This is a genomic window from Mesorhizobium sp. C395A (assembly GCF_030323205.1).
Classification (GTDB): domain Bacteria; phylum Pseudomonadota; class Alphaproteobacteria; order Rhizobiales; family Rhizobiaceae; genus Mesorhizobium.
Genome location: NZ_CP100473.1, coordinates 2,150,777 through 2,169,962, shown reverse-complemented (window position 1 = coordinate 2,169,962; position 19,186 = coordinate 2,150,777). Strand labels below are relative to the sequence as shown.

Sequence of the window (19,186 nt, the reverse complement as noted above, 5' to 3'; positions counted from 1 at the left end):
TCGCAAGGTCGATCCGTCCGGCTGTGGCTTCGGGCTTATGAGTCCACAACCTAGTCGGCGCCTTCCTCGGGATCGATGGCCGACGCCTCGGTGGCCAGCACCTCGATCTCCTGGTTCTGCCCAGCGACCACGGTGAAATCCTTCTGGTAGATGCGGTCGCGGTTCTTGGCGATGATGGTGTATTGGCCTTCGGCCAGCACCATCGAGGCGAAGGCGCCGACGGCCTCCTTGATCGGATCGCCGGATTCGTTGAGCAGCGACCAGGATGTATCGGCGATGGCCTCGCCGCCGGTCTCGCGCACCAGCTTCATGGTCTCCTCCGCCGCGCGATGCTCGACGGTGGCTTCGGTCAGCTTGCCGGCTTCGACACGGATGTCGGAGCGAATAACGGCATTGACCGCGCCATAGGTGGAGACGACATGATAAACGCCGGCGTTGAGCCGCACGACGCTGTTCGGCTCGACATCGGGAATGATCAAAGCGCGGTCCCCATTGGCCTCGGCGGTGCCCTCATAAATGGAGAAGCGCAGTTTTTTCGGCGGAATACGCACGCCGCCCGACAGCACCGCGTCGAGCTTGAGGCCGCCGGCATCGAGCACCAGGCTTTCGCGCCTGGCGTCCTTGCCGACGGTGATGCGCTTGGTGGCGCCGGCGCGTCCGTATGAGGCGTGGACCAGATAGCTGCCGGGTTCGAGCTGGAACACGGCGCTGCCGCCATGCGCGGAAGCCACCATCGGCAGCTTGCCGTCGCCGGCGGCCTCGGGCTTGAAGACGCGCCAGACGATGCCGCGCGTGATGTCGGCGCCCTTGTCGGTCAACTGCGCCGACAGCGTTATGGCGCCGCCGCCACTGAGCGCCAGCGGCGTCTCGCCCTTGGGCGTCGCATAGCTCGAAATATCGGGAAGTTTCAGATTGCCGATGCCGTCGGCATTCTGCGCCATGGCCATCGAGGCCGGCGCAAACAGCGCTACGGCGAGCCAAATCAGGAAAAGGCGCGATGTCCCCTCAAACATGCCTTGCGTTGAAGCCCAAGGCGGTGGCAATTTCAAGGCTTAAGAGTCCGACCGCCTTGGCAACAGGTTCTTTCGTCCGGCGCGCCCGCGCCAATGCCCGAGCCGCCCCGATCCGCAATGGCGCGCTTCAGCTCAAAATCGAGTGCTTTAGGAGACCTGGCCCCCATGGCGTCGCCGATCATCGACTTCCTGCTGACCCGAAACTCCGCACCGATTCCTGAATTGAAGGAACCGGCGCCCAGCGATGGCGATATCGCGACCATGATCGCGGCTGCAAGCCGTGTGCCCGATCACGGCCGACTGGAGCCGTGGCGCTTCATCGTTTATCGCGGCGAGGCGCGCGTCGAGATCGGCAGGAAGCTGGCGGCGCTCGCCGAACAGCGCGAAGGGCCGCTGCCGGAAAACCGCCGCAACCAGGAGCTTGCGCGGTTTTCCCGCGCGCCGCTGGTGATCGGCGTGGTGTCGGTTCCGAAGGACAATCCAAAAATCCCGCAATGGGAAATGTTCCTGTCCGGCGGCATGGCGGCGCTGAACCTGATGATTGCAGCCAATGCGCTGGGCTATGGCACCAACATGATCAGCAACTGGTATTCCGATGTGGCCGAGGGCAGGGCGATCCTGGGGCTGGCGCCGCAGGAGCGCGTCGTCGGCTTTATCCATATCGGCTCCTACCAGGGCCCGGCGCCGGAACGGCCGCGACCCGATCCGGCAAAGCTCTATGCCGATTATGAGGGGCCGTGGAACGGCTGACACCCGAAAGCGATTCCCCTTTATTTAAACACAGGCTAAGACAGCGGCTTCGGCGATGCGTTGGGGTCGGCGCATCGACCATGGGGAATATTGGGGGTTGCCGGCGACATGAAGAAACGAGACTCGCTGGGAACCCGGCTGCGCTACGGGTTTGACAAGAGCATGGCCGCCGGCCCGATCGCGCTGATCGGCTGGCTCGCCGTTGCTTCGCTGCTGATCATCATTGCCGCCGCGGCTTTCCTTGCGGTGACCCGCATTGCGCCGGAGGGCGGCGAACCGTTGAACTTCTTCGAAGCATTCTGGGAATCGCTGATGCGCACGCTCGATTCCGGCACGATGGGCGGCGACACCGGCTGGGCCTTCCGTCTCGTCATGCTGTTTGTCACGCTTGCCGGAATTTTCGTCGTGTCGGCCCTCATCGGCGTGCTCAGCGCCGGCGTCGACAGCAAGCTCGATGAATTGCGCAAGGGTCGTTCGCGGGTGCTGGAGAGCGACCACACCATCATCCTCAACTGGTCGCCGTCGATCTTCGACGTCATCTCTGAACTCGTCATTGCCAATGCCAGCCGCCGCCATCCGCGCATTGTCGTCATGGCCAATATGGACAAGGTGGCGATGGAGGACGAGATCGCCGCCAAAGTCGGCAGACTGGGCAATACACGCATCATCTGCCGCAGCGGCGACCCGACCGACCTCTACGATCTGGCCATCGTCAACCCGCAGACCTCGCGCTCGATCATCGTGCTGTCGCCGGACGGCGACGACCCGGATTCGCAGGTGATCAAGACGGTGCTGGCGCTGGCCAACGACCCGAACCGGCGCACGGCGCCCTATAACATCGCCGCCGAGATCCGCGACGGAAAGAACGCCGAGGTCGCCCGCGTCGTCGGCGGGGCCGAGGTACAGCTTGTCCTGGCCGACCAGCTGATCTCGCGCATCGTCGTGCATTCGAGCCGGCAGTCGGGTCTCAGCGGCGTCTATTCGGAGCTGCTCGATTTCGACGGCTGCGAAATCTACACGACCGAGCAGCCTGATCTCACCGGCAAGACCTTCGGCGAGGCAGTGATGGCGTATGAGCATTGCACGCTGATCGGGCTCTGCGACCAGCAGGGGCGCGTCAATCTCAACCCGCCGTCGGAGCTGGTAATCGGCAAGGACATGCGCGCCATCATCATTGCCGAGGACGATGCCGCCATCAAGCTGGGAAGCGCCGGAGCCAAGATCGATGCCGCGGCGATTCTTCGCCATCAGCCCATCGAGGCGAAGCCGGAGCGCACGCTGATCCTTGGCTGGAACCGGCGCGGTCCGATCATAACCTATGAACTGTCGCGCTATGTCGCGCCTGGTTCGATCCTGACCATCGCCGCCGATACGCCAGGCCTCGAACAGGAAGTTGCCGGGCTGCCGGTCGTCGGCGACAATCTGTCGGTTTCCTGCCGGATCACCGACACGTCGAGCAGCACAGCACTGGCAAGCCTCGACGTGCCTTCCTACGACCACGTGCTCGTCCTCGGCTACAGCGAGACCATGGCAGCGCAGCCCGCCGATACGCGCACGCTGGTGACGCTGCTGCATTTGCGCAAAATCGCAGACGATGCCGGCACGCATATCTCGATTGTCAGCGAAATGATCGACGTGCGCAACCGCGAGTTGGCGGCGGTGACCAAGGCCGATGACTTCGTCGTCAGCAACCGGCTGGTCAGCCTGATGCTGGCGCAGGCATCGGAGAACCAGCATCTCGCCGCGATCTTCGATGACCTGCTCGACGAGGAGGGCTCCGAAATCTACATGCGTCCGGTCGGCGACTATGTCGCCATCGACCAGCCGGTGACGTTCTGGACGATCGCGGAATCGGCGCGGTTGCGCGGAGAGATCGCCATCGGGCACCGGCGCGTTCGCGCCGCGCAGAGTGATGAGCGGGCGCTGGGCGGCGTCACCGTCAACCCGTTGAAGTCGCAAGCGCTGGCCTACCTGCCTGAGGACCGGGTCATCGTGCTGGCGCGGGACTAAACCCCGACTGCCTTGGCGCGAGCCAGAAGCCGTTCGGCGAGCCTGAGATGCGGCCGGTCATACATCTTGCCGTCAATGCCGACCACGCCAGGATTTCCGGCCGCCTCGAAGGCCGCGACGATGGCCCGCGAGCGCTCGACCGCCTCGGCCGATGGCGTGAAGGCGGCGTTGATGACCGGCACTTGCGCCGGATGGATCGCCATCTTGCCGGTAAAACCATCACGCTCGGCCTCCGTGCATTCGGTTTCGAAGGCGGCCATGTCACGAAAGGCGGGGAAAACCGTGTCGATCGCCGCGACTTCAGCTGCGCCGGCGGCAAGGATGGTCATGGTGCGGGCAAGGCGGAAGACATCGGTGTAGCGGCCGTTGTCGTCGCGCGCAGCCTGCGCGCCGATCGCCGCCGACAGATCTTCGGCACCCCAGGTGAGGCCGGCAAGCCTGGCGCTTGCCCCGGCATAGGTCGCGGCGGCCAGCAACCCAGCAGCGGTCTCGGTAATGATCGGCAGGATCTTGATCGCGCCATCCGGCAATCCGTTTTCGGCCTCATGTACGCGGAGCTTTACGGATAGCTGCTGGACATCCTGGCCGCTGTTCGACTTCGGCAGCATGATGCCGTCGGGTTTGACCGGAACCAGGGCGGCCAGATCATTGTCGGTCAACCCGGTCGATAGGTCGTTGACTCTGATATAGATGGCGGAGCTTGTCTGCTGCCTGTTGCCGGCAATAAAGCGTGCTGCGATGTCGCGTGCCGACGGCTTGTTTTGTGGCGCCACGGAATCCTCAAGGTCGACGATGACCACGTCGGCGCCGGCGCCAAAACCCTTCTCCAGTTTCTTTTTGGAATCCCCGGGCACAAACAGCAGCGAGCGCATCAGGCCGCCTTTTTCATCATCATCGCCTGGCGCATACATTTGGCGACGAGTACGTCGCTCTGATTGTAGGCGCGATGCTCGAACTCGACGATGCCGCGGTCCGGCTTCGACTTCGAGTCCCTGACCGAGATCACCGTCGTTTCGACACGGATGGTGTCGCCGTGGAAGACCGGGTGCGGAAACACCGCCTCCTTCATGCCGAGATTGGCAATTGTGGTGCCGACGGTGATGTCATTGACGGAAATGCCGATCATCAGGCCGAGCGTGAACAGCGAATTGACCAGCGGTCTGCCCCATTCGCTCTTGGCGGCGAAGTCGAAGTCGATATGCAGCGGCTGCGGGTTCAGTGTCATCACCGAAAACAGCATGTTGTCGCTTTCGGTGACGGTCTTGCGCAGCGTGTGCCGGAAGACATGGCCGACGACGAACTCTTCGAGATAAAGCCCGGGCATCGTTTTTCTCCTCCGCTGCCTGACGGTTGATAGGCGCTGCATCCAGCGCTCGCAAGCCAGTTAATAAACATGGTGAACCGTTCGTAAACCATTTCTGCCTAGGGTCATTCCTGGGGCCGGAAGCTTTCCGGCAAGGGGCGTAGCAGGCAGTATGGTTGTCTCGCATTTTCTCAAATGGATCTACACCGCGAGAGTTTCGGAGCGCGCCGCGGCGGCGAGCGCGCTGGCCCGCGCCTACGTCAATTCCGACCTGCCTTTCGAAGACCGTTGCGCGGCCGAAGCGGCGCTGACGCTGCTGCTCGACGACGCCTCGTCGAAGGTGCGGCTGGCTATGGCCGAAGCGCTGTCGATGAGCCATCACGCGCCGCTGCAGATCATCAGCGCGCTTGCCTCCGATCAGCCGGAAGTGGCAGCCCTGGTGCTGGCGCGCTCCCCGCTGCTGACGGACGCCGACCTGATCGACCGCGTCGCGGCCGGGCACAAGGCGACGCAAAAACTGATCGCCGACCGGCCGGTCGTTTCGATGGCGGTTGCCGCGGCGATCGCCGAGATCGGCGAACCGGAAGCGTGTGCGGCGCTGCTCGCCAATGACGGCGCCGATATCGCGTCGCTCAGCTTCCGCCGCATGGCCGAGCGGCATGGCCATATCGCTCATTTGCGCGAGGCAATGGTCAGGGATGTGCGGCTGCCGGCCGACTGCCGGCACATGCTGCTGGTCAAGCTCGGCGAAACGCTGAAGGCTTCGCCGCTGGTGATGGCGCTGATGGGGGCGGCCAGAGCCGAGCGGGTCACGCGCGATGCTTGCGTCAAGGCTTCGGTGCGGCTGGTCGAAGGCACGCGCACTGAGGAACATGCGGCACTTATCGAACATCTGCGCCTGCGCGGCGACCTGACCGCAAGTTTCATCATCCGTGCCATTGCCCACGGCAAGGTCGACTTTTTCGGCTCGGCCCTGGTCGCGCTCAGCCAGCAGTCGGAGCAGCGGGTGCGGGCCTTGCTCGCCGGCGGCCAGGACGTTGCGTTGCAGGCGCTGTTCCGCAGCGCCGGCCTTGCCGCTTCCACCCATGGCATCATCCTGCGCGCGCTCAAAATCTGGCGCGAAGTCGCCAACGGCAAGCGCCTCGCCGGCGTGCAGGAAGTCAGCTGGCTGATGCTGAAGGAACTCGGAGGTCAATCCACTGAGGGCGATCTCGCCGGCCTGGTCAAGTCGATCCATCTCGACGCGCTGCGGGAAAACGCGCGCGGGCATGCGCTGGCGATAGCCGCGGCCTGACGCCCTAGCCACGGTCCCTGGTGAAGAAATCCGGGAAATCCTCGATCGCGGCGGCGATGATGCGCAGCGAGGCTGCGATCTGCAGCATATCCGCACCGCCGCTGCGCTCTGAAAGGCTGGCTGCATATTGCCGGGCCACAGTGACAGTTGCTGTCTGTGGATCGCCTGGTGCGCGAAAGAGCAGTTCACGCGCCAGGCCGCGCAGGAAATTGGCGATCGAGAGCGCGGTGTCGGAAGGAGTGGACGGGCTCTGCTGCGCGGCGCGCAGACGCAGGATTTCAAGGCCGACGGTAACGGCGGCGACCCCGCCGCCCAGAATCGCATCGCCTTTCCTGCCGGCATTTTGCAAGAGCGGCATCAGCTGGTTGATGCGGTCATAGGCCAGGCTCTCGAAGGCCGAACGCCGCGGTACCCGCTCGTGCAGACACAGCCGCGCCAGATCCTCGCGCATGGCGCGCACGATGCGGTTGGCCGCGCGCCATGGATCCACCGGCAGCACCACGATGAAGACGCCGATGGCCAGCAGGATGCCGACCAGCACCGACGCCGAGCCGGCGAAGAACGGGCCTGGGGCATAGGTCATCGCCTGATGCGGGCTGAGGAAGGCGAGGAAATTGATGGCAAAGGCCGTCGCCACGCCGACGGTGCGCGGATTGGCCATGCCCAGCGCCGTCGGTACCAGGATCGGCACGACAAACAGCGTGAACCAGCCGAAGCCGGGCAAAGCAGGCAGCGCGACCTGGCCGACAAGGAAGGCAAAGGGCAAAGCCAGCAGCGTTCCCTTGAAGAAGCCCCAGGACACCCGCACCGGGTCAGGCCGCGCGGCGAAAAGACTGGAGACGACGGCAACGAGGATGACGGTGCCGGCCGCGTCGGACCATTTCGTCGTCAGCCAGAAGGCGGCGACCGCCAATGTGGCAAGGCCGGCGCGTATGGCATTGCGCGAAGCCCCGGGATAATCGCGGTGCACCACCAGCGCAGGCGGCTGCCTGTTGCTCCGGCTGGGGCCCGTCACCGGTGCGCGCAGGGCGTCGAGGCCGCGCAGCACCTGCTTGAAGGCTTCGGCGAAATCGGCGGCGATGGTGAGGCGGGTTATGGTGCCGACCCTGTCGTCGCCCTGATCGGTCGAGGCGTCGGGCATTTGCCGGGCCTTGCCGGCAATCGCGTCGAGCCGCGTCACCCAGGGCGACGTGTCGTCCAGCGCCTCGGGCGTCGCTGCCAGCTCGCTGACCAACGACTGCAGTTCGGAGCGTACCGGAATGAGCGCTGCGTTTTTCGGCGCGGCATGCGAATGCAGCGCGCGCGCCGCCGACAGCGCCGAGAGAAGCTGACCGATGGTTAGGCGGACCGGATGGGCGCGGGTGGCGAAGCTCGGTGCTTCGAGCCGGGCATAGGCGCGCATCTCGGCCAGCATCTGGGCGTCGCTGATCAGCTTGCGGTGCAGGCCGGCCAGCGTCGCGGGGTCGCCGCCGGAAAAAGCGCCGCCTGCATAGGTTGCAAGGTCGAGGATGCTGCGCTTCAGCCTGGAGATGATGGCGTCAGCGGCCAGCTTGGGCAGGATCAGCCGGCTGGTCAGGCCGGCGCAGACGATGCCGAGCACGATCTCGGCGCAGCGCGCGACAGCGAGATCGACGATCACATGCGGCTGGCCGAAAGCCGGCAGCCCAATGATCATCGCGGTATAGCCGGCAAGTGCGGCGCCATAGGCTTCCGGATTGCGCAGCAGCGACGAAACCAGCGTGCACAGCCCAATCCAGACGGACAGCGCCGTGACCAGCAGCCAGGGATGGGTGCCGAAAACCGAGGTTATGCCGATCGCCGCAAGTCCACCGGCCAGCGTGCCGAGCAACCGGCAAAAACCTTTCGCCAGCACCATGCCGGCGACCGGCTGGGCGACGATGAAGACCGTCATCATCGCCCATTGCGGGTGGTCGAGTTTTAGCGCGTAAGCAGCGAGAAGCGCGATCAGACCGGCCGAAACCGTGCGCAGGGCGAAAATCCAATCCGAGCGCGTCGGCTGCGTCAGGCCCGCCAAACTAGTTTCGAAGTAGCTCTTCAGCCGCGCCCAGATCACAAACTGGTCTCCGTATCGGAAGCGCAGGCTAGAGCAGTTCCAGGAAAAGTGTGAAACGGTTTTCCGCCCGAACTGCGTCAAAACGAAGAGTTGGCCGGCGCTCAGATATCCAGCACTTCCGTCGCGGCGAATTCGGCGCGTTCCTGGATGAAGCGGAAGCGGGCTTCCGGCTTGGTGCCCATCAGCGCGTCGACAGCATCCTTGGTCGCCGCCACGGCGTCGATAACATCGACCCTGAGCAGCGTGCGCTTCCTCGGGTCCATGGTGGTTTCCTTGAGCTGCGCGGCCATCATCTCGCCCAGGCCCTTGAAGCGGCCGATCTCGACCTTGGCGCGGCCGGTGAATTCGGTGCGCAACAGCTCGTCCTTGTGCGCATCGTCCCTGGCATAGGCAACCTTGCCGCCTTGCCGGATCGAATAGAGCGGCGGCACCGCCAGATAGAGATGGCCGCCATTCACCAGGTTCGGCATTTCCTGGTAGAAGAAGGTGATCAGCAGCGAGGCTATGTGAGCGCCGTCGACGTCGGCGTCGGTCATGATGATCACGCGGTCGTAGCGCAAATCCTCGTCGCGGTATTTCGAGCGCGTGCCGCAACCGAGCGCCTGGATCAGGTCCGAAATCTGCTGGTTGGCGGCGAGCTTGTCATTGCCGGCGCTGGCGACGTTGAGGATTTTGCCGCGCAGCGGCAGCACCGCCTGGCTGGCGCGATCGCGCGCCTGCTTGGCCGAGCCGCCGGCCGAGTCGCCTTCGACGATGAACAGTTCCGCACCCGCGGCGGCGTTCTGCGTGCAGTCGGCGAGCTTGCCGGGAAGGCGCAGCTTGCGCACCGCGCTCTTGCGCGACACTTCCTTTTCCTGGCGCCGGCGCACCCGCTCGTCGGCGCGCGCAATCACCCATTCCAGCAGCTTGGAGGCTTCCTGCGGATTGTCGGCCAGCCAGTGGTCGAAGGGATCGCGGATGGCGGTCTCGACAATGCGAATGGCTTCGATCGTTGCCAGCCTGTCCTTGGTCTGGCCGACGAATTCCGGCTCGCGGATGAAAACCGACAGCATGCCGGCCGCCGAGATCATAACGTCTTCGGAGGTGACGATCGAGGCGCGCTTGTTGCCGACCAGGTCGGCATAGGCGCGAAGCCCGCGCGTCAGTACATTGCGAAAGCCGGCCTCATGCGTGCCGCCTTCGCCGGTCGGGATGGTGTTGCAGTAGGAGTTGACGAAGCCGTCGCCGCCGAACCAGGTCACCGCCCATTCCAGCGAGCCGTGGCCGCCCTGTTTTTCGCTCTTGCCGGCGAAGATTTCGCGGGTCACCTGGAAATCATCGCCGAGCGATGCCTTGAGATAGTCCTTCAAGCCGCCGGGGAAATGGAACTCCGCCTTGGCCGGCGTCTGGTCCTTTTCCTTGATCAGCGATAGGTCGCAGCTCCAGCGGATCTCGACGCCGCCGAACAGATAGGCTTTCGAGCGGGTCATGCGATAGAGCCGCGCCGGCTCGAAGGCGGCGCCCTTGCCGAAAATCTGCTCGTCGGGATGGAAGCGGATTTTGGTGCCGCGCCGGTTGTGCACTTCGCCGAGCTGCTCCAGCCCGCTCACCGGAACGCCGCGCGAGAACCTTTGGCGGTAAAGCTGGCGACCGCGCGCGACTTCGACTTCGAGATGGTCCGACAGCGCATTGACGACCGAGACGCCGACACCGTGCAGACCGCCGGAGGTCTCATAGACCTTGCTATCGAACTTGCCGCCCGAATGCAGCGTCGTCATGATGACTTCGAGCGCCGGCTTCTTGAATTTCGGATGCGGATCGACCGGGATGCCGCGGCCATTGTCGGTAACGGTCAGAAACCCGTCGGCCGACAGCTCAACATCGATGAAGGTGGCATGGCCGGCGACCGCCTCGTCCATCGAATTGTCGATGACCTCGGCAAACAGATGGTGCATCGCCTTGTCGTCGGTGCCGCCAATATACATGCCGGGACGGCGCCGCACCGGCTCCAGCCCCTCCAGCACCTCGATGTCGGCGGCGCTATAGCCCTCGCTGCCGTCCTTGGTCGCGGCAGGACGCTTCGTGGCCTGCACCAGCGGGTCGGCCGGGCGCGAAGGTGTCCGAGCCGGTTGCGGCTGCTTTTCCAGATTGCCGAAAAGATCGTTGTTGTCGTCCATGCCTGCCATAGAATCCGGTGCCGCGAATCACCCGTCGATACTGCCACGCTTTTCGGCGCCAAGCGACGGAAGTTCCTGTTACGTTCGGGGATTAACCCCTTCTTATCCTAAAACCTTTCGATAACCAAGCCGGCGGAAATAGGTCCGTGCGGAGCCGCTGGGATTCCTGAATCTTTAACAAAGCGGCCTAGCGTCGCCCCAACAAAACAAAAGACCACGAGAGTCAGGGGTTGGTTGTGAGGGGCAAGGCCATAACGATGATTGGCATCGCTGCCGTCTTCGGCGCGATTTCAATCTTTGCCGCGGATTTCTGGGTGAAAAGCCAGGCCAAGGCCGATGCCGAAGAGAAAACGGCGTCGATCCCGGCGCCCGCCGTCCCCAAGGTCGTCTTCAAGACCATCGTGGTGGCCAATGCGCCGCTGCGTTACGGCATGGAGCTTGACCGGGCGCAGCTCAGCGAAATCCCATGGTCCGAGGATTCGGTGCCGCAGGGCGCGTTCACCACAGTCAATGCATTGCTCGCCGAAGGCAGCCGCGTGGTATTGTCGCCGATCGAGATCAACGAGCCGGTGCTGATCAGCAAATTGTCGGGGCCGAACGGCCGCGCGACGCTGTCCAACATGATGACGCCCGGCATGCGGGCGGTGACAATCCGCACCGACGAGATCGCCGGCGTCGGCGGCTTCGTCATGCCGGGCGACCGGGTCGACGTGGTGCTGACACGCGATGCGGGCGAAATCCAGGAAGTGGCCAAGAACGCGCAGGGCGCTGCCGGATCGACCGTTACCTCCGAGATCGTCGTCTCCGACGCCAAGGTGCTGACCGTCGGACAGGGCGCCGACGAGCGCCAGACCACGCCGCAGATCGCCAATTCCGTGACCATCGAGGTGACGACCGAAGGCGCGCAGAAAGTGGCGCTTGCCCGCACCGTCGGCACCTTGTCGCTGTCGCTCCGCTCGGCCGCCGACGGTGGTGCCGCCAAGGACGGCGTCACCACCATCTCGTCCTTCGGCGGATCGGTCGCCTCCGGCGTCCAGGCCGCTGCCGGCGCGCTGTTCACTGCCGCGACCAAGGAGCCTGAGAAGCCGAAATTCAAGACGATCATCGTGACGCGCGGCACGCAGGTCGAAGAATACCAGGTTCCTGCGCGGGACCAGCAATAACTGCCGGTGGGGACCGGGCGAAGGACGGGACAGATGTCGGGACTTCATGCATTTCAGACGACGAAAGGGCTGCGCACAATGCGGGCGCTTGCGGTGGGGGCTTGCCTCGCCGCGGCCGCAATGCTCGGCCTCAGTGCGCCAGCCAAGGCCGACAACGATATCGTCCATGTCTCGTCGACAACGAATGCGTCGATCAAGGTAGCCAAGGGCAAGCCGAAGACGGTCATGACCAATGCCGCCTTCTACCAGATCGTCATCGGCGATCCGGAGATCGCCAACGTCAATCCGCTGACCGACAAATCCTTCTATGTGCTGGGCAACAATCTCGGCACCACCGGCATCGCACTGTTCGACGAGAACAAGCAGTTGGTCGGCACCGTCGACATCGAGGTGACGCTGGACACCGACCAGCTGGCCAGCACCATTCGCGCCAGCGTGCCGGACGCCAAGATCAAGGTCGGCTCGGCCAATGGCCGCGTCGTGCTGTCGGGCGAGGCCGATGACGCGGTCGCCGCCGAGAAGGCAAGCAAGATCGCCAGCCGTTTCTCCGGCAATGAGGAAGTGATCAATTCGGTCAACATCTCGTCCTCGCAGCAGGTTCAGCTCAACGTCCGCTTCGTCGAGATCAATCGCCAGGCCGGACAGGATCTCGGCGCCAAATACAGCGCCAATTTTGCTTACGGCATTGGCGGGCGCGACGTCACCATCGAGCCGGGCTCGGTGCCGGGAGCCGGCAATGGCGAGATCATCGGCCGGCTGCTGTCCAACGGCCTGTCGATCGACGTCGCCATCAAGGCCCTAGAGGAACGTGGTCTCGCCCGGCGGCTGGCCGAGCCGAACCTGATCGCCCGTTCGGGCCAGACGGCAAGCTTCCTCGCCGGCGGCGAGTTCCCGATCCCGGTCTCCGAGGACAATGGCAAGATTTCCGTCAGCTACAAGAAATACGGCGTCAGCCTCGACTTCACGCCGACGGTTCTCAAGGACGGGCTGGTCAGCCTCGACATCGCGCCGGAAGTGTCCTCGATCGATGCTTCGGCCTCCTATAGTATCGGCAATATCTCGGTGCCGGGCTTTATCGTGCGCCGCGCCAGAACATCGGTCGACCTGAAGAACGGCCAGAGCTTCATGATCGCCGGCCTGCTGCAGTCACAGAACGACATCACCACGTCGCGTCTTCCCGGCCTTGGCAAGCTGCCGGTGCTCGGCTCGCTGTTCTCCTCCAAATCCTATCAGCGGCGCGAGACCGATCTGGTGATCATCGTCACCCCCTATCTGGTCAAGCCGGTCGATCCGTCGAAGAAGCTGCTCGAGCCGACCGACGGCACGCAGCCGGCCAGCAATGTCGACTATTTCCTAAACAACACCGAGGAAGTGAAATCGTCCGACGCCAATCGTGCGGTGGCAATGGCCAGCGGCAGCACGGCACAGCCGGCCGCGGTCACCACCGTCGGGCATTTCCTCGACCTGCCGAAGGATTGAAGCCATGCGCTTGCGACCATGCATCGCCCTGCTGCTCGCCGGCCTCGCCAGCGGCTGCACCAGCGACGACTATATCCGCTCCGAGGGACCGACGATGGCGGCCGGCAACGCACAGGCTGCCAATACGGCCATGCAGATGGTCGATCCCTGGAAATACGGCGTCCAGAACACCAGGCTGCTGGTGCCGGCGCAACGCAGTGAGGCGGCAGTCAACGCCGCCGACCAGGCTGCTGCTGCCAAGGCCGTGCAACCGACAGCGACAACCGATTGATTTGCCCGGTGATTTGACCGGGAATGACCTGACAGGCTGACAAAATGGCAAGCGGCATCAAGACCAAGAAGATCCTGCTGGTGTCCAGCGACCGGACCTTTGCGCAGGATACGCGCACCGCGTTCGCGGCCTCGGAGGTGATCCAGCTTTCGACCGTCGAGAAGAACATTACCGAACTGCGCGGCGAGGTCCAGGAAGCCGATTTCGGCGCGCTCATCGTCGACATGGATGCGGCAAAGCTGGAAGAGATCGAGTCGCTGCAGCGCATCATGCGCCGGCTTGAAGGCCGCGTTCCGGTGGTCGTCGTCACCCAGGAATTCAACGCAGCCGCAGTGCGTATCCTGGTGCAGCTCCAGGTCGCCGATTTCCTGGTCAAGCCGATCACCACCGCCGATCTGGTGCGGTCGGTCGTGCGCGCGCTGCAAGGGCCGGGGCGCGAGGAAAACACAGAGTCGCAGATCTATACCTTCATGCCGGCCGCCGGCGGCGTCGGCACCACGACGCTGGCGCTGCAGACCGCCTTCCAGCTGCATCATTCGGTGACGCGCGGCGCGTCGACCTGCGTGGTCGACCTCAACTTCCAGCAAGGCGCCTGCGCCGAATATCTCGACCTTGAGCCGCGCTTCGACATCACCGAAATCGAGAACCAGCCCGAGCGCCTCGACCGTCAGCTGCTGGATGTGATGCTGTCCAAGCATGCGAGCGGGCTCTGCGTGCTGGCGGCGCCAACGCATCCGTCGGAAATGCGCTCGTTTAAGACCGACGTCGTGGTGCGCATGCTCGATCTCGTCTCGGCCTATTTCGACAACGTCGTCATCGACATGCCGCGCACCTGGTTTCCGTGGACGGAAACGGTGCTGCTTGGCTCCAACAAGCTTTACATCGTCGCCGAAATGACGGTGCCGTGCCTGCGCCATACGCAGCGGCTGATCCAGGCGGTCTACGAGACGGCAGGCAAGGAAGTGAAGCCGAACGTGATCGTCAACCGTTTCGAGCAGAAGATGTTCGACAACGGCATCAAGCAGGCGGATGTCCAGGAAATCCTGGGCGAGCATTTCGTCGGCGGCATCTCCAACAATTACCGGCTTGTGCGTGAAGCTGTCGACCGCGGCGTGCCGCTGCATGAGATCGACCCGAACGCCAATGTCGTCAACGATCTGAAGAGGATCATCCTGCCGGAAGAAGCCGTGGTGACGCCGGAGAAATCGCGCTCGCTGTTCGGCATCGGCAGGGGCCTCCTGAAGAGGAAAGCCGGATGACCAGCCGCTTCTCGACCCTGCAGAACCGTGGCGTCCGCGCGCTGAAGCCGGCCGAGGCGGCGCCGGTCGCGCATCACGCCGTGGTCATCCCGACGAACCGCAAGGCCTTGCCGCCGAAGCCGGAGACAACACCGGGAAAAAGCGCCAACAAGGTGCTCGATGCCCGCGTGCGCATCCACCGGCTGCTGCTCGAGGAAATCAACCTGGTCGCGCTGGAGCGCCTGCCCAAGGATGAGATGCGCCGGCAGGTGCAGGAGTTCGTGTCGGAAAAGACCCGTCAGGAGCGTATGGCGATCAACACCGTCGAACTTGAAGCGCTGGTCGATGACATCGTCGATGAGATGGTCGGCCTCGGCCCGCTGGAACCGCTGCTCAAGGACCCCGACATCAACGACATCCTGATCAACGGCCACCAGAACTGCTTCGTTGAAAAACGGGGCAAGCTGCAGCAGGTCCATATCCCATTCAAGGACGAGGCGCACCTGTTGCGCATCGTCAACAAGATCGTCGCCGCCGTCGGCCGCCGGGTCGACGAATCGCAGCCGATGGTCGATGCCCGCATGCTCGACGGCTCGCGCTTCAACGCCGCCATTCGCCCGGTCGCCGTCGACGGGCCGCTGGTGTCGATCCGCAAGTTTTCAAAGAACAAGCTCGGCCTGCACAAGCTGGTCGAGTTCGGCGCCATCACCCAGAACATGGCCGAGGTGCTGGCGGCTGCAGTCCACGCCCGCAAGACGACCATCATCTCGGGCGGCACCGGCACCGGCAAGACGACGATGCTCAACGCATTGTCGGCCTTCATTCCGGAAGACGAACGGCTGATCACCATCGAGGACGCGGCCGAACTGCAGCTGCAGCAGCCGCATGTCGCGCGCATGGAAACGCGCCCCGCCAACATCGAAGGTCATGGCGAGCTGAAGCAGCGCGACCTGGTCAAGAACGCGCTGCGCATGCGCCCCGACCGCGTCATCCTCGGCGAGTGCCGCGGCGAGGAGGCCTTCGACATGCTGCAGGCGATGAACACCGGACATGAAGGCTCGATGGCGACCATCCACGCCAACACGCCGCGCGACGCCATTTCACGCCTCGAGCAGATGCTGGGCATGACCGGCATGCCGATGACGGTGCAGTCGATCCGCAGTCAGATCGCCAGCGCGCTCGACCTTATCGTCCAGCTGACGCGACTGTCGGACGGCAAGCGCAAGGTGACCAGCGTCGCCGAGGTGACCGGCATGGAAGGGGACGTCATCCAGATGCAGGAGATATTCCGCTTCGTGCGCACTGGCATGGAGGCCGACGGCAAGATCCTCGGTCACTACGAGGCGACCGGCATTCGCCCGCGTTTCCTCGAGGACCTGCGCAATATGGGCATTGAATTCCCCGGCAAATATTTCGAACCCGGCCGGCCGCAGGAGTAGCCGGGTGTTCGAGAATTTCAGCCCGATCTATGTCGTTTATGCCGCGGCAGCGCTGACCGGCATCATGATCGCCGAAGGCTGCTATCTGCTCTATGCCGGCCGCAGCGACAAGCGCCTGGCCATCAACCGGCGCATGAGGCTGCAGGAAAACAAGATCAGCCAGGAACAGGTGCTGATTCAGCTGCGCAAGGAACGCGGCCTCGATTCCGGCACGTCATTCTTCTCGCCCGACCGTTTTCGCGCGCTGCGCACGCAGTCTGGCATGGTGATGCCGTTGCCGAAATTCCTGACGATGACGACGGGCGTGGCGCTGGCGATGATGCTCGTCGCGCTCTGGTACGGGCTGCCGCTGTTGCTCGCCATTTTGCTGTTTGTGGTGCTGACAGCGCTGCTGCCGGTAATTGTGCTGCGTTCCAAGCGTGCCCGGCGGGTGAAGCGTTTCGGCGTGCAGTTGCCGGAGGCGCTGGAATTGATCACGCGCGGCTTGAAGGCCGGGCATCCGGTTCCGGTGGCGATCTCGATGGTGTCGCGCGAGATGTCCGATCCGATCGGCACCGAATTCGGCGTTATCTCCGACGAGGTGACTTATGGTTCCGACCTGGTTTCTGCGCTGAATTCACTGTTCGACCGCGTCGGCCAGGAGGATCTGCCGCTGTTCGTCACCGCGGTTTCCATCCAGACGAGTTCGGGCGGCAATCTGCGCGAGATCCTCGACGGGCTGTCGACGACGATCCGCGAACGCGGCAAGCTGCGCCGCAAGGTGCGCGCCATTTCGACTGAGGGTCGTATGTCGGCCTATATCCTGACGGCGGTGCCGGCACTGCTGTTCGCCACCATCATGGTGATGATGCCGCAATTCTATCAGAGCGTCTGGGATGTACCGAAGACGTGGTATCTGCTGGGCGGTTCCGTGACATGGCTGATGCTGGGCAACATCATCATGTTCAAGATGTCGAACTTCCGGTTCTGAGATGGAGCAGATGATCCAGTTTCTTGCATCGCTGGCGCCGACGTCGCTGATGCCGGTAGCCGCGCTGCTGCTGGTGTTGGGTGGCAGCGCGGTGGCATGGCCGCTCGTGGTAGCCAAAGGCGACCGCAACGATCTCAAGCGCCGGCTCAAGATCGACGACAGCAAGACTCCCCAACAGGCCGAGGCGGCGCCGAAGAAGAACCAGAGCGTCGTGCGCGAGAAGGCGGTGAAGCGGGCGCAGGAATTCTACGCCAAGAGCGATCCGGAAAATGTCGCCCGGTTGCGTATGAAGCTGATCCAGGCGGGCTATATGGAGCCGCGCGCGATCGGCACATTCTTCCTGATCCGCTTCGCCTGCCTGGTGGGCGCAACGATCGGCGCGTTCCTGGTCAACCATTGGATGGGCAGCGCCGATTCCACCGCGACCAGCCGCTGGACCTTCATCATCCTGTCGGGAGCCGCCGGCTATTTCGTGCCCGGCCTGGTGCTCAGCCAGAAGGTGCGGGAAAAGATGCGCGAATACCGCAACGGCTTTCCCGACTTCATGGATTTGATGATCGTCTGCTCCGATGCGGGCATGAGCATGGAGGCAGGCATCGAGCGGGTCTCGAAGGAACTGGCCAAGACCTATCCGTCGCTGAGCCAAAACCTGCAGCTGGTGTCGCTGGAACTCAGGGCCGGCCGCAGCCTCGATGATGCCTTGAAGGCGCTCGCCGACCGCCTCAGCTTGGACGAGGTGCGCTCCTTCGCCACGCTTTTGCAGCAGTCGAAGGAACTCGGCACCAGCCTTGCCGGGGCGCTGCGCGTGTTCTCCGACGAAATGCGCCACAAGCGCATGTCGCTGGCCGAGGAGAAGGCACATGCCTTGCCGGCCAAGATGTCGGTGCCGGTGGTGGTGTGCATCCTGCCGGTGGTGCTGATGATCGCCGTCATCCCGATCATCGTCAAAATGACGGCGGTTCAGTAGATACCTAGGGGATTGCCCGGCGGCTTCTTGCGGTTACTCACTCCAACTACGCTTCATCTGGATGTCGAAACCCGGCCGGTTTGGTCGCTCTCCTTCGGCAAAATCCGCAAAGCAAAATGAGTGAGCCGTCCATGCGAATAGTCTTGTGCACCGCTTTCCTCGGCCTGGCCGCCACCAGTCTGTCGCCGGCCTCGGCCGCGGCCGACGATTGCGGCGATGCTGCCGCCCTGGTGCAACAGGCCTATCCCAGGGCCCAAAAGAGCGCAGACGGCGCCTCGTTCACGCTCGAACCCCATACCAGCATCGCCGTGACGCTCCCGGATACGCCGTTTGGCCTCGTCTGCAAGATATGGCCTGCCCATGACGATCTGTTGCTGGTCGCGGTGCCGCTCATCGACAGCAGCCAATCCAGCGACGACGGGCATGTCGGCGATGTCGACCTTCTGGTCGTCGACAGGAAGACCCGGCAGGTGCGCCAGCGCCTGCTCCAGCCCGGGCTGATGACCGATGATGCCATCGGCATCAACAAGGTCGAATTCGATACCGGCCGCTATGGCCTGGCGCCCGGTGTCACCGGCTTTGGCCTGCGCATCCAAATGGCGAGCCATTCGCGGCCCAATCCCTTCAGCGAAACCGACCTGCGGCTCTATGCCCTTGACGGCGGTGATCTGCGCCTGGTGCTCGACGGCATCATCGTGGCCGGCTTTGGCGGCGAAGGCGACACCAATTGCGCAGGATCCTTTCAATCCAGCCGGGTCAGCCTGGCGATGAGCCCGGCGAGACATCACGGCTATCACGACATCACAGTGTTCGAGCGGTTGGACACCGACAATCCGTCTGTCGACAAGAATGGCGAGTGCCAGTCCCATCCCGGAAGGTCCATGAAACGAACCTACCGGCTGCGCTATGACGGCAGCCGCTATCAGTTTCCGGCGGGGCTCAAGTCGATGGAGCCGGACTAGCCCTCGGCTGGTTAATGGCTGGTGTGCCCGAAACCAAATTTTAGGGGCGTTTCAGCACTGAAGTTTAATTGCCCTGTTGTAGTCTGCCTCCTGAAGA

16 protein-coding genes are annotated in these 19,186 nt (G+C 63.7%); 11 read left to right on the top strand and 5 right to left on the bottom strand.

The features are described 5' to 3' along the window. Positions 1–50: 50 nt before the first annotated feature. Positions 51–1,013 carry an RgsD C-terminal domain-containing protein gene (locus NLY37_RS10790; protein WP_023735302.1) on the bottom strand — a complete coding sequence of 321 codons (963 nt, stop codon included), beginning with the start codon at positions 1,011–1,013 and terminating at the stop codon, positions 51–53. Between the two features lie 165 nt (positions 1,014–1,178). Here NLY37_RS10790 and NLY37_RS10785 point away from each other — a divergent pair, with 165 nt between their 5' ends. Together NLY37_RS10785 and NLY37_RS10780 are read left to right on the top strand one after the other, a co-directional pair. Further along, on the top strand, positions 1,179–1,763 hold the full coding sequence (locus NLY37_RS10785; protein ID WP_023741478.1) for a nitroreductase family protein: 585 nt from the start codon (positions 1,179–1,181) through the stop codon (positions 1,761–1,763). Positions 1,764–1,871: 108 nt separating this feature from the next. Then, positions 1,872–3,773, top strand: a complete 1,902-nt coding sequence (locus NLY37_RS10780; RefSeq protein ID WP_023741477.1) for a CASTOR/POLLUX-related putative ion channel — start codon at positions 1,872–1,874, stop codon at positions 3,771–3,773. On the opposite strand, the gene NLY37_RS10775 is transcribed toward NLY37_RS10780, so the two are convergent. Next, positions 3,770–4,645, bottom strand: coding sequence for an HpcH/HpaI aldolase/citrate lyase family protein (locus NLY37_RS10775; protein WP_023741476.1), 876 nt, complete (start codon positions 4,643–4,645; stop codon positions 3,770–3,772). The genes NLY37_RS10780 and NLY37_RS10775 overlap by 4 nt on opposite strands. Beyond that, entirely contained in the window at positions 4,645–5,139 is a 495-nt protein-coding gene (locus tag NLY37_RS10770; protein WP_502882106.1) for a MaoC family dehydratase, read from the bottom strand. Before NLY37_RS10770 ends, NLY37_RS10775 begins: the two co-directional genes overlap by 1 nt. A gap of 109 nt (positions 5,140–5,248) precedes the next feature. Between NLY37_RS10770 and NLY37_RS10765 the strand changes: the two genes are divergently transcribed. Next, a complete protein-coding gene (locus NLY37_RS10765) occupies positions 5,249–6,370 on the top strand; it encodes a DUF2336 domain-containing protein (protein ID WP_023741474.1) in 1,122 nt (373 codons plus the stop codon). A gap of 4 nt (positions 6,371–6,374) precedes the next feature. On the opposite strand, the gene NLY37_RS10760 is transcribed toward NLY37_RS10765, so the two are convergent. Then, complete coding sequence (locus tag NLY37_RS10760) at positions 6,375–8,444, bottom strand: FUSC family protein (RefSeq protein WP_023741473.1); 2,070 nt, start codon at positions 8,442–8,444, stop codon at positions 6,375–6,377. A gap of 101 nt (positions 8,445–8,545) precedes the next feature. Next, entirely contained in the window at positions 8,546–10,600 is a 2,055-nt protein-coding gene (gene parE, locus NLY37_RS10755; protein WP_023741472.1) for a DNA topoisomerase IV subunit B, read from the bottom strand. Between the two features lie 257 nt (positions 10,601–10,857). On the opposite strand from parE, the gene cpaB reads away from it, so the two are divergent. From cpaB to NLY37_RS10715, 8 genes are all read left to right on the top strand, one after another. Then, on the top strand, positions 10,858–11,763 hold the full coding sequence (gene cpaB, locus NLY37_RS10750) for a Flp pilus assembly protein CpaB (protein ID WP_023681601.1): 906 nt from the start codon (positions 10,858–10,860) through the stop codon (positions 11,761–11,763). Between the two features lie 33 nt (positions 11,764–11,796). Then, entirely contained in the window at positions 11,797–13,242 is a 1,446-nt protein-coding gene (locus NLY37_RS10745) for a type II and III secretion system protein family protein (protein WP_502882105.1), read from the top strand. Between the two features lie 4 nt (positions 13,243–13,246). Further along, positions 13,247–13,513 (top strand): hypothetical protein, encoded by a 267-nt coding sequence (locus NLY37_RS10740; protein WP_023741470.1) that lies wholly within the window; start codon positions 13,247–13,249, stop codon positions 13,511–13,513. 44 nt (positions 13,514–13,557) lie between these two features. Continuing rightward, on the top strand, positions 13,558–14,772 hold the full coding sequence (locus NLY37_RS10735) for a CpaE/TadZ family protein (protein ID WP_023667601.1): 1,215 nt from the start codon (positions 13,558–13,560) through the stop codon (positions 14,770–14,772). Beyond that, positions 14,769–16,190, top strand: coding sequence for a TadA family conjugal transfer-associated ATPase (locus NLY37_RS10730; RefSeq protein WP_286442322.1), 1,422 nt, complete (start codon positions 14,769–14,771; stop codon positions 16,188–16,190). Before NLY37_RS10735 ends, NLY37_RS10730 begins: the two co-directional genes overlap by 4 nt. Before the next feature lie 4 nt (positions 16,191–16,194). Further along, positions 16,195–17,160 (top strand): type II secretion system F family protein, encoded by a 966-nt coding sequence (locus tag NLY37_RS10725; RefSeq protein WP_023704530.1) that lies wholly within the window; start codon positions 16,195–16,197, stop codon positions 17,158–17,160. A 1-nt stretch (position 17,161) separates the two neighbouring features. Then, complete coding sequence (locus NLY37_RS10720) at positions 17,162–18,127, top strand: type II secretion system F family protein (protein ID WP_023681595.1); 966 nt, start codon at positions 17,162–17,164, stop codon at positions 18,125–18,127. A gap of 131 nt (positions 18,128–18,258) precedes the next feature. Then, on the top strand, positions 18,259–19,089 hold the full coding sequence (locus NLY37_RS10715; RefSeq protein WP_031246090.1) for a PA3715 family protein: 831 nt from the start codon (positions 18,259–18,261) through the stop codon (positions 19,087–19,089). Positions 19,090–19,186 lie beyond the last annotated feature (97 nt).

Coding starts and splice junctions, on each gene's coding strand:
- NLY37_RS10785 (WP_023741478.1), top strand. CDS start 1,179: ATGGCGTCGCCGATCATCGACTTCCTGCTGACCCGAAACTCCGCACCG.
- NLY37_RS10775 (WP_023741476.1), bottom strand. CDS start 4,645: ATGCGCTCGCTGCTGTTTGTGCCCGGGGATTCCAAAAAGAAACTGGAG.
- NLY37_RS10745 (WP_502882105.1), top strand. CDS start 11,797: ATGTCGGGACTTCATGCATTTCAGACGACGAAAGGGCTGCGCACAATG.
- NLY37_RS10790 (WP_023735302.1), bottom strand. CDS start 1,013: ATGTTTGAGGGGACATCGCGCCTTTTCCTGATTTGGCTCGCCGTAGCG.
- NLY37_RS10770 (WP_502882106.1), bottom strand. CDS start 5,139: ATGCAGCGCCTATCAACCGTCAGGCAGCGGAGGAGAAAAACGATGCCC.
- cpaB (WP_023681601.1), top strand. CDS start 10,858: ATGATTGGCATCGCTGCCGTCTTCGGCGCGATTTCAATCTTTGCCGCG.
- NLY37_RS10730 (WP_286442322.1), top strand. CDS start 14,769: ATGACCAGCCGCTTCTCGACCCTGCAGAACCGTGGCGTCCGCGCGCTG.
- NLY37_RS10715 (WP_031246090.1), top strand. CDS start 18,259: ATGCGAATAGTCTTGTGCACCGCTTTCCTCGGCCTGGCCGCCACCAGT.
- NLY37_RS10740 (WP_023741470.1), top strand. CDS start 13,247: ATGCGCTTGCGACCATGCATCGCCCTGCTGCTCGCCGGCCTCGCCAGC.
- NLY37_RS10735 (WP_023667601.1), top strand. CDS start 13,558: ATGGCAAGCGGCATCAAGACCAAGAAGATCCTGCTGGTGTCCAGCGAC.
- NLY37_RS10720 (WP_023681595.1), top strand. CDS start 17,162: ATGGAGCAGATGATCCAGTTTCTTGCATCGCTGGCGCCGACGTCGCTG.
- NLY37_RS10780 (WP_023741477.1), top strand. CDS start 1,872: ATGAAGAAACGAGACTCGCTGGGAACCCGGCTGCGCTACGGGTTTGAC.
- NLY37_RS10765 (WP_023741474.1), top strand. CDS start 5,249: ATGGTTGTCTCGCATTTTCTCAAATGGATCTACACCGCGAGAGTTTCG.
- parE (WP_023741472.1), bottom strand. CDS start 10,600: ATGGACGACAACAACGATCTTTTCGGCAATCTGGAAAAGCAGCCGCAA.